Raw genomic sequence first — 13,013 nt, 5'->3', positions numbered from 1 at the left:
TCTGTGAGTTATTAACAGTCTTCAATACGCCAAAACAAGGCGAAAATTAGACGCATCCCTTAAGCCACTCACACGCTCAGGAGACGAAAAAGTCCCGTATCTCTATATCTGTAAGGTTAATAAGGCGCTTAGAAGCGCATATTTTTTTGCAAGGAATTTATTTTCCTGTGATGTCCGTTTATCGAAACCGGCGCACCGCAGACGAATGCACCCATTTTTCCGTACCCTGAATGAAGGCGGCGACGGGGTCTGGCCGCCACTTTTTTCACGCTTTGTAAACCGGATCATCTTTTTTAAGACATATAGTTTAACCATGGTACCCCTGCGTACCAACCCACGGAAAGCACAGGCGTGCCCTCTACGAGATTACCCCCTTTGGATTTGTCCGGTGATCAGGCCGAAGACAGGCCCACAGACAGGGATAATGACCTGCTGTTTCCTGTGCGCCTGCCGCCGATGGTCGCCTTTACCCGCGCCGTAAGCCCGAACGGCAAAGGCCCGAAAGGCGCACGCAAAAAACCCACACCTGACCCGACGCCGGGCAACGGCGGTAACGGCAATGCCGATGAGGGTCACGGCGGCGGCAGCCTTCCCCCGCCGCGCCGTCCGAAACCTAAATCCCGCGCCCGCGGCTGGTTGATGCTCACCCTTCTGGGTACGGCCGCCCTGGGGGTTCTGGCCGTCGCCGCGCGCAAGGATATTGCCCGCGAACTGGCCGAAGGCTGGCTTGGCCGTCAGGGCATACCTGCCGAAATCCACATCGAACGCCTCAGCCTGAAACGCGTCACCGGCCATGCGGTTATCGGCCTGCCCGAAGAGCCTGATCTGGTACTAAAGGACTTTTCAGTTGATTACGAGCTCAGCCTGTTCAAGGCGGGCCTGCCTCTGGCGCGCATCAAACAGATTACCCTTAATCGCCCCGAACTGAGCTTCACCTATGACGACAAGGGCCTGCACCTCGGCACCCTCCAGCCGTTCCTTGAGCGCACCAGCCCTGACGACTCCCAGAGCGCCCCGCCCGATATCATCCTGATCAGGGATGCGAGGATCACAGCCCACACCGCCTATGGCCGTTTTGCCGGCACAGGCGATGCGCACCTAAGCAATGGACGCCTGAAAACCGCCGACATCACCCTTAAGCCCGCCGATCTGAATGGCGCACGGGCTCAGGGCCAGCTCACCTCCGGTAAGGTACACCTGCGCACCGTGCCCGACGCCCAGACCGGCGAAGCCCTGCAAATTCAGGCGGAACTGAGCGCCGACACCCTGTCTCTGATCTCAGAGACAACCGATCCCACCGTTCTGAACAGCATTCGTGCCGACCTCGATGCGCGTCTGCCCTATCGCGATAAGGCCGACGCCTTGTTTGACGGCCCGCTTAAGGCCACGCTTGGCGTCCGGGCGGGCGGGATTACATCCCCAGCCCTTAAGGCCAAACAGCTTGAAGCGCACTTAAGCGCCGACGGCACATTGGCCGACAACATCAGCGCCTTTGCAGGCCAGAGCCATGTGGCCTTGCGCGCCCAAAGCCTCGATTCCGACGATATCTCTACCCGCGACCTGTATCTCAGCAGCGAAAACCTATCCCTTGAGGCCCGCCTGTCGGATAATGCGCCAACCCTTCAGATCACCGGTCCTGTCAAAGGCTCCGCCGGTGACTTCACACAGGGCAGCCTGCGCCTTCAGAACACAGACATCGTTTTTGATGATTTTACCCTCGGCCATGCCGATGAGCGCACCGATATAGACTTTGCCGGTCGCGCCCGCTCAGGCCGGTTTGTCCAGAACGACCTCAGCCTCAACCGGCTTGATGCGACCGTCAAAGGTGAGGCCCATATCGCGCCGGAAACCGGTTTCACAGCCCGCATAGACACCGACCTCCGCAGCCCTGACGCCCGTTACACAGGCCTTGCCGACGCCGCCCGCAAACGCGCCAGCGATCTGGCCGCCAGCCGCGAAGCCGCAAACCTCAGCTACCAAAGGGCGCTGGCCACCGCCACACCGGACGCCCCCCCCGTTCCCCTACCGCCCGACAGCCCCGACGTGATGGTTTCACTGTCGCGCGCCGTTGAACGCTTCAGCCTTGAAGCCAGGGGCGCACAACTGATCATAGATGACACGGGCTTCGACCTGCGCCTGAAACAGCCAGCCCGCCTGATACCGGCCACCGGCGGACGCATCTTGGTCACCCCCCTGCCCAACCGGCCCATTGTTTCAAGCCAGCGCACCGGCGCCCTGAACCTCAGCCTGACCGGCGGTGACCTGCCCGAAACCACGGCGCGGGTCTCCGACATTACGCTTTTGGCCAATGGCGCCGTCCGTGGCCGTTTCAACGCCCAAAGCCGCATCAGCTTCGCCCCGCTCTATGGCGCAGACCTTAAGATGAACGGCCTGTTCCACTATAGCGCCTCAGGCACGCTGATCGACCTCGGTGACTGTATCGACCTTCGGGCCGACCGCGCCGATATCGGCGGCAGACTCACTGATGTTACCGGCCGGATCTGCCGCGCCGGTGCGCCGCTTGTCAGCCTGACTCCTGATGGCCAGTGGCGCGCACAGGGTACCTTTACCGGCCTTAAGGGCGACGCCCCAGACTATCAGGCCCGCCTGTCCGAAGGCAATGGCCGGTTTACGGCCCGCAGCCTGCCAGACGGTCTGGCCTTTACCGTCGGCCTTGAAACCTTGCGCGCCGAAGACGCCCTTGAGGCCCCGCGCTTCCACCCCGTCGGCATTAAGGGCAATGTGGAACAGGACGCCCGCACCCTGAACGGACGCCTCTATGTCTCCCCCTATAGCTCCGCCGTTCTGACCCGTGCCCCCGATCCGATCGCTACGATCGACATTACCTCTGACGTCAGAACCGGCGTTGGTCGCGCCGATATTACCGCAGACAATCTCACCTTCACCCCTGACGGCCTGCAACCGCTTGACCTGACCCCTGCCGTGGCGGGCGTCGCCACCCGTGACGTCTCCGGCAGCATTGATTTCAAAGGTCATTTCGGCTGGCACAAGGACGGTGGCGACTCAGGCGGCATCCTGACGCTGAAAGGCATAGATTTCAACGGCCCGCTGGGGCAGGCCAACGGCCTTAGGGGGGAAATGACCTTCACCTCTCTGGCCCCACTCGCCTCCGATCCCGGACAGTCCCTGCGCCTCGACCGCTTTATGTCGGTCATCCCCCTGAGCGATATTGACGCAAACCTTCAGTTCTTCGGCGACTATGTCACCCTTGAACGCGCCGATGTTACCACACCGGGCGGCCACGTCCTGCTTGACCCGATGGATGTTCCTTTTGATTCCACCAAAGGCTTTACCGGTGCCCTGCGCTTTGAGCGCCTGAACTTCGGTCAGGTTATCTCGGCCACCGATTTTGGCCGCGACATGAAATTCGAAGGCACAGTATCGGGCCGTGTGCCCTTTGCCCTGTCCGGTGACGGCACCTTCCAGTTTGACAAGGGCGAGCTTAAAGGCGACGGACCGGGCCGCATATCCATCAGCCGCACCGCCCTGCAAGGCTCCGCCGACGGCAGCGCCACCGCTACCCCCGAAAGCGGCAACCTGCCCGTTCAGGCCGTCGAAGGCACCGCCATTGAGAACATGGCCTATCAGGCGCTTGAAAATCTGGCTTATGAAAACCTTGAGGCCAGCATTGCCTCGCTCGATAACGGCCGTCTGGGCTTCAATTTCCGCATTAAGGGCAATTATGACCCGCCCGAGAAAAAAGAAGCCCGTATTGGCATCATTGACTACCTCAGAGGCACATGGGCCACCAAGCCGATTGACCTGCCGTCCGGCACCGGCGTCGATCTGCATCTGGGCATGACCCTCAACCTAGATCAGTTGCTACAGGATCTGGCCGACTTCGACCGCCTCAAAAGTGGACAAACACTGGATTCTGACACCGACGCTTCACAAAATTGACATCGCATTCAGGTCAGGTTCAGATTATACCGCCTATATATAGTCAACTGACTGACCGATTTTCCGCTACGGAGCTGTATATTATGACCCGACTGATTTTTACCGCAGGACAGCGCCCGCTGATAATCGGAGCCGCTCTACTGACAGCAACACTGGCTTCGGCCTGTACCCCGACCATTCGTTTGCAGGTCGATCCGATCACCATCTACGCCCAGCTTGATCACAATGTCCGCATCAGCCTTGATGAAGACGTCAAGGCGCTGGTTAAACAAAACCCCGACCTGTTCTGATCCGGACAAGAGAGCGAGATTAAAGACATGAAAAAGATTACCCTGTCCCTGATGAGCGCGGTTCTGGCCGCTTCTGTGGTTGTTACCGGCACCGTGGCCCTGACCACACCGGCTCTGGCACAATCCGCCGCCCGTCAAAAGGTCGATGCCGCCAAGGCCGCTGGTATCGTTGGCGAACAATCCGATGGTTACCTTGGCTTCGTTAAGCCGGGCGATGCCGCCACCAAGGCTGCAGTTGATGAAATCAATACCGGTCGCGCGGGCGTCTACGCACAGGCCGCCAGCCAGAACGGTGTGTCCCCTGCCGCTGCCGGTGCTTCGGCGTTCAACAACGTCATCCTGCCCAAGCTCAAGGCCGGTGAGTTCTACAAAGACACTTCCGGCAGCTGGAAGCAAAAATAGCAGGGCCTCAGGCCCTGCACCCTTTAGCCCCGAGGCAAATAACGGTTGTTATTTTGTTTTACCTCCCTCTTCCCCATGGGGGAGAGGGCTGGGGTGAGGGGTGACATCAACAGACCCGCCCCCTTTGCCGGTTTCTTACCTCCTGCGCCCCGCATATATTCCCGACAAAAAATTTTACGCCGCCATTACAATTATAGTTAATTGATTCTTAACCGCTTTCTTGACGCCCATCATATTTTCTGTGGGAAAATTGTCACTTTTACCAAAATAAACACTTTGTAAATTCCCCTGTAGTATGTATCAAATCCTGTAACTGATTTGTCGCGGGCTTTTAGGCTTCAGGTTTTTCATTCCGCGACCACCCCTGCTAAGAGAGAAGCGTCCAAACGCTTCAAATCAACCCGGAGCGTGCGCGTGCTGAAAAAACTGGCGGCTTTTGCCCTTACTGTGTGTCTTGCCTTTGGTACCCAAAGCGCCATGGCGCAAACCACTAAGTCCCCTTACTGGCAGTGCGTGACCTTCGCACGCTCGATCACCAACATGGACATCTATGGCGATGCCTGGACATGGTGGGAAAAGGCTTCAGGCAAGTATCAACGTGGTGACGCCCCGCAATCCGGCGCCGTTCTGGTTTTCCAAAAGCATGGTAAAATGAGCCGCGGTCACGTGGCCGTCGTCTCTCAGGTCATTACCGATCGCCTTATTCAGATCACCCACGCCAACTGGTCGCCCATTAATGGCCGCCGCGGTCAGGTTGAAGAAAACGTCACCGTGGTGGACGTGTCTCCGAACAATGACTGGTCAGCCGTTAAGGTATGGTACGGCCCGCTTAACGACCTCGGTTCGACCGTCTATCCGATCTACGGCTTTATCTATAACAGCGAAAACGCAACGCCTCAGCTTCCTTCCCAGCCTCAGCCCTATATGCCGCAACCGCTGATCGCTCAGGTCCTCGAGAAGCAGGACAATTCGGCCCTCCCCCCCGCCGCCATGCAGACCAGCACCCGCGCCAGCGCCCCGTCACTGGCTGATGCCCTGACCGCTGACGCACCGGCCAAAAAGCCCGCGAAAAAAGCCGCCAAAAAGAAATAATCCGGCTCAACAGCCATAAAAAAAGCGCTCCATCAGGCGCTTTTTTTATGGTCATTAATCCTCCCCTGCGAAGCGGGGAGGTGTCAGCGCGAAGTCGCTGACGGAGGGGGCAATTCAAGCCCTACCCAAACACCGCCCGCAAAATCTCGGACGTACGCTTAGCCGGATCGGTGCGAATGGCACTTTCCTCACGCCCGACGTAATAGAATAGCCCGTCCAGCGCCTTACCCACCGCATATTCCCCCAGATAAACCTTGGGTTCTTTCTTGACATAGCTACTCAGGCCATTGCGTGAAATGGCATTCCCCAGCGCCCTGACCGCGCCTGTATCTTCAAGGGCGTCTTCGATGGTTGGCGTAAACAGGGTCGTCAGGCGTGGCGTTGTCGCTTTTTGCAGGTACTGCGTCCCTGAGGTCGAGCCGCCCCTGACAATACCCACCGCATCATTGAGCGTCATGGATTTGATAGCATCGACAAACAGGCCCCGTGCGACCGGTGCCGAAGCTTCCGCCGCCCGATTGACCTTAAGGTGGACCTCATCCAAAGCCCCGGACATACCCACCTGCGCCAGACCCGTTTGCACCTTGGCCAAGGTTTTCGGCAAGGGGATGCGGATCAGGCTGTCGCCCCAGTAACCGTCAGCGCGCCCAACCCTCGTCACGGCAGCCACGGCCCCAAGGCTCAGGGCTTCCCGCAAGCCTTGCGCAGCACTGGCCTGAGTCAAACCACCGGTTACAGCGCTGCCTTCGGGCTGCGGTGCCACCTGCGAACGGGCAATCCCTTTCAGGATATCTTTCAGGCTCTGGGCCTGCGCCCCTGACGCAATCCCCGCCGATATCAGGGACATCAACAAAACCCGTCTATCCATCTCCGTACGTCCTTTTAAACCCCCTCTCCCCTATCAGGGAGAGGGTTGGGGTGAGGCTATTTACTCTACCTAGGTCGCCAAAGATGAACGCGCCATGAACTACTTACCCAACAACGACAAATCCCTTACCGCGCCGGTATCCGCTGACGTCACCATGGCGGCATAGGCCTGCAAGGCCTTGGACACATAACGCTCACGGTTTTTCGGCGTATAGGCATCCTTGCCACGGGCCAGTTGCGCTGCGCGACGCTCGGCCAGCACCGCATCCGACACCACAAGCTTGATCGACCGCGCCGGAATATCGATCTCGATCCGGTCACCGTCTTCAACCAGCGCAATCAGACCACCCTGCGCCGCTTCAGGCGACGCGTGACCGATCGACAGGCCCGATGTCCCGCCCGAAAAACGCCCGTCCGTCAGCAGGGCGCACTTTTTACCCAGACCCTTGGATTTCAGATAGGAGGTCGGGTAGAGCATTTCCTGCATGCCCGGCCCGCCGCGCGGCCCCTCATAGCGGATGATCACAACATCCCCCGGTCCAACCTGATTATTCAGAATGCCTTGGGTCGCATCTTCCTGAGCCTCGAACACCTTGGCCGTCCCGTTGAAGCGCCAGATTTCTTCTTCAACGCCCGCGGTCTTCACGATGCAGCCATCCTCGGCAATATTGCCGTACAGAACCGCAATGCCGCCATCCTTGGTGAAGGCGTGCTCGACCGAACGGATAATGCCCGTCTGGCGGTTGGTGTCCAGTTCATCCCAGCGACGGCTCTGTGAAAAGGCCTGCGTTGTCCGCACGCCCCCCGGTGCCGCCTTAAAGAAATTGGCTACCCGCTCATCATTGGATTGTTTGATGTCCCAATGGGCAATCGCCGAAGCCAATGTCGGCGAATGCACGGTCGGCACCTCGCCATGCAGCATGCCACCGCGATGCAGTTCCCCCAGAATGCCGACAATGCCGCCAGCGCGGTGAACATCCTCGATGTGCACGTCCGAAGTCGCCGGTGCGACCTTACACAGACACGGCGTAGTGCGTGACAGTCGATCAATGTCGGCCATCTTGAAGTCAACACCGGCCTCCTGCGCCGCCGCTAACAGGTGCAGCACCGTGTTGGACGACCCGCCCATGGCGATATCCAGACGCATGGCGTTTTCAAAGGCCTCAAACGTCGCAATCGAACGCGGCAGAACACTTTCGTCGTCCGTCTCATAATAACGACGCGTAATCTCAACAATCGTACGCCCGGCTTCTTCAAACAGAGCCTGACGATCTGAGTGTGTCGCCAGAGTCGTACCGTTACCCGGCAACGAAAGCCCCAGCGCTTCGGTCAGGCAGTTCATCGAATTGGCGGTAAACATCCCCGAACAGGAGCCACAGGTCGGGCAGGCGTTTTCTTCAACGGCCTGAACCTGCTCGTCAGAGATGCTGTCGTCAGCGGCCTGAACCATGGCATCGACCAGATCGAGCGCATGGGTGCGCGCCACGCCGTCTTTGTCTGGCCACACGACCTTACCGGCTTCCATCGGCCCACCGGACACGAAGATCGCCGGAATGTTCAGACGCATCGCCGCCATCAGCATACCCGGCGTGATCTTGTCACAGTTCGAGATACAGACCATGGCGTCGGCACAGTGCGCATTGACCATATATTCAACGCTGTCGGCAATCAGATCACGCGATGGCAGCGAATAGAGCATCCCGCCGTGGCCCATGGCGATACCGTCATCAACAGCAATCGTATTGAATTCCTTGGCGACGCCACCGGCCTTTTCGATCTCTCGCGCCACCAGTTGCCCCAGATCTTTCAGGTGCACGTGACCGGGCACAAACTGGGTGAACGAATTGACCACCGCAATAATGGGCTTTGAGAAATCGGCCTCGGTCATACCCGTGGCCCGCCAGAGCGCACGGGCACCGGCCATATTGCGTCCAAATGTCGTGGTGCGGGAACGGTAAGCGGGCATGATACAAAACCTTCGGTGAGACAGGGTGTCATTATATATAGCGTTATGTGTGCGATATAAAACCATTACACATAAATGCAACAGGCCCGCGCCTGTCGGCGCCACCGTACACTTTTTTGCGCCCGCGAAAGCTTTCCGGATTCACGCCAACCAAAGCAATCATTTAATCCACAGAGGTCAATTTCAGGTATATTTTTTCGGTATTATGCTTTTTATTGTGATTATTTTTCTAACAATTTTGCCATTACCCGCCAAACCGGAAATAATTTTCCAATTTTGTCTTTGCAATTTGTTGAGTCTTGGGTCTATATAGCCTGACTACGGAGCCACAACGGCCCCGCCAACGGAGACGTGCATTTTGCGCAAAGCGATTGCCATTGCTGCAACTAAAGACACTCAGAACATCCGCGTTCTGGGCCAGAGCTTTGTTATGGCTGCCGTTCTCCTAAGCCTTCTCAACCTGCTTGTGGTAGGCGTATCTGTGGTACGCCCCATGATACCGGAGTGGTGAAGACGGCTTAACCGCCTGATTTCTTGAGGAAAACCATCCTCCCGCTCCTTCGCCCAGAGCGGGATTTTTCGCATATGCCCGTTATTTAGCCTGATCAACCGAGCCCTGTCATGACCGCCCAAATGAAAATCGACATCGCCGAAATCACTGATGCCCCTGCCGATGCAGAAAACCCTCAGGGGTTTGTCATTTTGCACGGTTCACTGGCACGCGAGGGCTGCGTGATGACCGGTGCCGGTTTTGGCCGCGATCCCTTTGAAGCGAAGGCCCGCGTCTTCGCCACCGAAGCCGGTGCCATTGCCGCCATTACGGATGGCCGCGTCGCATCGGGTGAAGCCATCATCATCGCGGCGGCTGACGAGGCCGAAATGTCGGCCATTTTCGCGGCCCTGTCTTCGGCAGAACTGAAAGACATCGCCCTGATTTCAAACGGCAAATTCGCCCCGTCAACCAATGGCATCACCATAAGCCATGTCGGCAAATCCATCCGTTATGTTCAGAACGCCGACACCATTACCATTGACATAAAGGGTCGCCGCCTGAACATAGACGCCGACCTGACGATCCGTAGCGGGGAAGCCCCTGCTGCGACTGTAAACGGCGGAAAAGTAAAAAACGGCTTCGCCCCTCTTGCAAAATACGCTGCAATGTTGGATTCGGCCTCACAGGCGGCTGATACAGCGGCATAATAATTACCACTTCCCAATGCACCGGCCCTCAGGCCAATCCAAAACGGAGCTATCTGACGTGAAAATCTATACTAATGACGACGTTTCCCCCGACAGCCTGAAGGGCGAACGTATCGCCATTATCGGTTACGGTTCTCAAGGCCGCGCCCATGCGCAGAATCTGCGTGATTCCGGCGCTGATGTAATCGTCGGCGTGCGCGCTGGCGGTGCAGGCCATCAAAAGGCCACCCATGACGGTCTGGCGACCGCTGAAATCGCCGAAGCCGTTAAGGACGCGACGATCATCGCGCTTCTGACGCCTGACATGGCTCACGCCGAAATCTATGCCAACGAAATCGCCCCTAACGCGCCTCAGGGCGCAGCGATCCTGTTCGCCCACGGCTTCTCGGTTCTGTACGGTCGCGTCAATGCCCGTCCTGACCTTGACGTCATCCTCGTAGCCCCTAAGGGCCCGGGCGACCTCGTTCGTCGCGAATATCAGCGCGGCCGCGGCGTTCCGACCCTGTTCGCGGTTGACCGCGACGTAACCGGCAACGCAGCCCGCAAAGCTCTGGGTTATGCCCGTGGCATCGGCGGCACCATCGGTGGCGTGATCGAAACCAGCTTCAAGGAAGAAACCGAAACCGATCTGTTCGGCGAACAGGCCGTTCTGTGCGGTGGTACGACCGAACTGATCCTGACCGGCTTTGAAACCCTGGTTGACGCGGGCTACCGTCCGGAAATCGCTTACTTCGAAGTTCTGCACGAACTGAAGCTTATCGTTGACCTGCTGTACGAAGGCGGTTTCGCCAAGATGCACGAGTTCGTGTCTGAAACCTGCAAGTACGGCGATCTGGTTTCCGGCCCGCGCATCATCAACGAAGAAACCCGTGCGCGCATGGAAGAAGTACTCAACGACATTCAGTCCGGCGACTTTGCCCGCGACTGGATCCTTGAGAACATGGCCGGTCGTCCACGCTACAACGCCCTGATGCGTCAGGACCTTGAGCATCCGATCGAAGTGGTCGGCAAGGACCTGCGTTCGCGCATGAGCTGGCTGAACCAAAAGGGTAACGGCTAAAAGCCCTGCCTCACGAAAACGTTTTGCCGCTTCGCGTCAAATACATTTTCGTGGTTCCATTAAGGACTGGACATGGCTCGAAGCGGTTCTTCGCCCTGTCCAGACTTTTTGGCAAAACGGGTTCCGGTTCGCCGGAACCCGCCCCAATAAGAAAGCGGAAAATATCTGAAGGGCCGCCACCAAAGCGTTTCCGGGATATTTTTCACAACACCGAAAGATGCAAGAAAGTATTGGCGCGCAGCGACAAACTTTCGCGCAAGGGATTTCATCATGAGCACCAATAAGCCCACCGGCGCACAGTTAGTCATCTCCACGCTGAAAGCGTTGGGGGTCGATGTGCTATTCGGTTATCCCGGCGGTGCCATCATGCCTATCTATGACGCGCTGGCAGGGTCCGGCCTGCGTCACATTCTGGTTCGTCACGAACAGGGCGCTTCCTTTGCCGCTGACGCCTATGCCCGCGCCACAGGCCGCGTTGGCGTCTGTATGGCCACGTCCGGCCCCGGTGCGACCAACCTCGTTACCGGCATAGCCAACGCCTATATGGATTCTGTCCCGATGGTCTGTATCACGGGTCAGGTCGGCACCAGCCTTCTGGGCACGGACGGCTTTCAGGAAGTTGACCTGATCGGCATGACTTTGCCGATCGTCAAGCACTCCTGGCTGGTTCGCGATCCGGCGCAAATTCCATCGGTCATTGCCCGCGCCTTTGCCATCGCCAAGGAAGGCCGCCCCGGCCCGGTCATTGTCGATATCCCCAAGGACGTAGCCGCAAGCTTCGTAGAGGTGTCCGACATGGGCGAACTGCCCGCCTATGTCCCGCCTGCACCGGACATGAAGGCGATTGCCGCCGCCGCAAGCATGATCGAAAACGCGAAAAAGCCCCTGTTCTATATCGGTGGCGGCGTACACATGGCCGAAGCCGATCAGGAACTGCGTGATCTGGTTGCCCGCACCGGCATTCCCGTTGTCTCGACCCTCAAAGGTATCGGGACGATCTCGACCTACGAAGACCTGTATCTGGGCATGCTGGGGATGCATGGCACGCGTGCGGCTAATATCGCCGTCAACGAAGCCGATCTGCTGATCGCCATTGGTGCGCGTTTCGATGACCGCGCCACGGGCAAGCTGTCGGCCTTTGCTCCCAATGCGAAGATCGTCCACTTCGATATCGATCCGGCTGAGATCAACAAGACACGCCGTGCGGATGTCGCGGTTATCGGTGACCTGAAAATTGCCCTGCCTGCGCTCAACCCTAAGATCGGCGACCTGTCTGAGTGGGTTAAGTTCAACAAGGACAACAAGTGGCAACACCGCTTTAAATATGACGCACCCGGCAAGGGTATCTACGCCCCGGCCCTGCTGAAATCCCTGTCTGAAAAGGCTGGCGAGAAATTCATCGTTGCCTGCGACGTCGGCCAGCATCAGATGTGGGTCGCCCAGCACTGCGAATTTACCCAGAACCGCGCCCACCTGACCTCAGGCGGTTCGGGGGCTATGGGCTATGGCCTGCCTGCCGGTATGGGTGCCAAGCTGGCCCTGCCGGATCATCATGTCGTCACCGTCTCCGGCGATGGCTCATTCATGATGAACATTCAGGAAATGGCTACCCTGCGTCGTTATGGTATCCCTCTGAAGATCGTCCTGCTCGACAACAGCTCGCTGGGGCTGGTGCGTCAGTGGCAGGAACTGTTCTACGAAGAAAACTATTCCGAAATCGACCTGTCGGATAACCCCGATTTCGTCGAAGTCGCCAAGGCTTTTGGTATCAGCGCTTTCCGTATTACGCTGCGCCACGAAGTCGAAGGGGCTATTGACCGCTTGCTGGCGGCTGACGGCCCGACATTGTTGCATGTTTTGATTGATCCGCGCGAGAACGTCTGGCCGCTGGTGCCACCGGGGGCGTCTAACACGGAAATGATGGAGGAGCGCTGGGATGAGTCAATTGATTCGTATTGAGATCGACCGGCTGGAAGGCACGCTTCTGCGCGTTCTCGGCCTGATTGAGCGTCGCGGGTTTCACATTGACGGTCTGGAACTGACCGGCATTGACGAAGACACGCGTCTGGCGACGATCACGGTTCGGCCACGCGATGAAAAACGTAGCATTGACACGCTGGGTCTGCAAATCGACCGGCTCTACGGCATCAAGCGCCTGAAAGGCCCTAAGACTGCCGCCGCCGAAGATCAACAAAAGATAAGCGCCTGAAAGTAA

11 protein-coding genes are annotated in these 13,013 nt (G+C 58.0%); 9 read left to right on the top strand and 2 right to left on the bottom strand.

Features of this window, described 5'->3' with window-relative positions:
- The first annotated feature begins 375 nt into the window (after window positions 1-375).
- From E5201_RS03155 to E5201_RS03140, 4 genes are all read left to right on the top strand, one after another.
- Window positions 376-3,921: an intermembrane phospholipid transport protein YdbH family protein gene (locus tag E5201_RS03155; RefSeq protein ID WP_140984539.1), complete on the top strand. Its 3,546-nt coding sequence runs from the start codon at window positions 376-378 to the stop codon at window positions 3,919-3,921.
- 83 nt (window positions 3,922-4,004) lie between these two features.
- Window positions 4,005-4,211 carry a YnbE family lipoprotein gene (locus E5201_RS03150; protein WP_246050365.1) on the top strand — a complete coding sequence of 69 codons (207 nt, stop codon included), beginning with the start codon at window positions 4,005-4,007 and terminating at the stop codon, window positions 4,209-4,211.
- 27 nt (window positions 4,212-4,238) lie between these two features.
- Window positions 4,239-4,613, top strand: a complete 375-nt coding sequence (locus E5201_RS03145) for a YdbL family probable chaperone protein (RefSeq protein WP_140984538.1) — start codon at window positions 4,239-4,241, stop codon at window positions 4,611-4,613.
- Window positions 4,614-5,027: 414 nt separating this feature from the next.
- Complete coding sequence (locus tag E5201_RS03140; RefSeq protein ID WP_342774699.1) at window positions 5,028-5,705, top strand: CHAP domain-containing protein; 678 nt, start codon at window positions 5,028-5,030, stop codon at window positions 5,703-5,705.
- A 121-nt stretch (window positions 5,706-5,826) separates the two neighbouring features.
- Here E5201_RS03140 and E5201_RS03135 read toward each other — a convergent pair whose 3' ends face one another.
- Complete coding sequence (locus E5201_RS03135; RefSeq protein ID WP_246050364.1) at window positions 5,827-6,552, bottom strand: DUF4197 domain-containing protein; 726 nt, start codon at window positions 6,550-6,552, stop codon at window positions 5,827-5,829.
- 120 nt (window positions 6,553-6,672) lie between these two features.
- A complete protein-coding gene (ilvD, locus tag E5201_RS03130) occupies window positions 6,673-8,538 on the bottom strand; it encodes a dihydroxy-acid dehydratase (RefSeq protein ID WP_140984536.1) in 1,866 nt (621 codons plus the stop codon).
- A 358-nt stretch (window positions 8,539-8,896) separates the two neighbouring features.
- Between ilvD and E5201_RS14750 the strand changes: the two genes are divergently transcribed.
- From E5201_RS14750 to E5201_RS03110, 5 genes are all read left to right on the top strand, one after another.
- Window positions 8,897-9,049, top strand: coding sequence for a hypothetical protein (locus tag E5201_RS14750; RefSeq protein ID WP_181404511.1), 153 nt, complete (start codon window positions 8,897-8,899; stop codon window positions 9,047-9,049).
- Between the two features lie 122 nt (window positions 9,050-9,171).
- Window positions 9,172-9,738, top strand: coding sequence for an IlvD/Edd family dehydratase (locus E5201_RS03125; RefSeq protein ID WP_219993536.1), 567 nt, complete (start codon window positions 9,172-9,174; stop codon window positions 9,736-9,738).
- A 16-nt stretch (window positions 9,739-9,754) separates the two neighbouring features.
- On the top strand, window positions 9,755-10,798 hold the full coding sequence (gene ilvC / locus E5201_RS03120; protein ID WP_219993535.1) for a ketol-acid reductoisomerase: 1,044 nt from the start codon (window positions 9,755-9,757) through the stop codon (window positions 10,796-10,798).
- 270 nt (window positions 10,799-11,068) lie between these two features.
- The gene (ilvG, locus tag E5201_RS03115) at window positions 11,069-12,757 is read left to right on the top strand and encodes an acetolactate synthase 2 catalytic subunit (protein ID WP_140984533.1); all 1,689 of its coding nucleotides are present in this window, start codon (window positions 11,069-11,071) and stop codon (window positions 12,755-12,757) included.
- Entirely contained in the window at window positions 12,735-13,007 is a 273-nt protein-coding gene (locus E5201_RS03110; protein WP_140984532.1) for an ACT domain-containing protein, read from the top strand. Before ilvG ends, E5201_RS03110 begins: the two co-directional genes overlap by 23 nt.
- Window positions 13,008-13,013 lie beyond the last annotated feature (6 nt).

This window comes from Asticcacaulis tiandongensis (assembly GCF_006475605.1).
Taxonomy (GTDB): Bacteria; Pseudomonadota; Alphaproteobacteria; order Caulobacterales; family Caulobacteraceae; genus Asticcacaulis; species Asticcacaulis tiandongensis.
Note: the sequence above shows the minus strand (reverse complement) of the source record. Positions and strands in the feature narration are given on the sequence as shown.

What these genes read in the sequence shown, in the direction of transcription:
- E5201_RS03150 (WP_246050365.1), top strand. Translation starts at nt 4,005, where the DNA reads ATGACCCGACTGATTTTTACCGCAGGACAGCGCCCGCTGATAATCGGA.
- E5201_RS03145 (WP_140984538.1), top strand. Translation starts at nt 4,239, where the DNA reads ATGAAAAAGATTACCCTGTCCCTGATGAGCGCGGTTCTGGCCGCTTCT.
- E5201_RS03135 (WP_246050364.1), bottom strand. Translation starts at nt 6,552, where the DNA reads ATGTCCCTGATATCGGCGGGGATTGCGTCAGGGGCGCAGGCCCAGAGC.
- ilvD (WP_140984536.1), bottom strand. Translation starts at nt 8,538, where the DNA reads ATGCCCGCTTACCGTTCCCGCACCACGACATTTGGACGCAATATGGCC.
- E5201_RS03125 (WP_219993536.1), top strand. Translation starts at nt 9,172, where the DNA reads ATGAAAATCGACATCGCCGAAATCACTGATGCCCCTGCCGATGCAGAA.
- ilvC (WP_219993535.1), top strand. Translation starts at nt 9,755, where the DNA reads ATGCACCGGCCCTCAGGCCAATCCAAAACGGAGCTATCTGACGTGAAA.
- ilvG (WP_140984533.1), top strand. Translation starts at nt 11,069, where the DNA reads ATGAGCACCAATAAGCCCACCGGCGCACAGTTAGTCATCTCCACGCTG.
- E5201_RS03110 (WP_140984532.1), top strand. Translation starts at nt 12,735, where the DNA reads ATGAGTCAATTGATTCGTATTGAGATCGACCGGCTGGAAGGCACGCTT.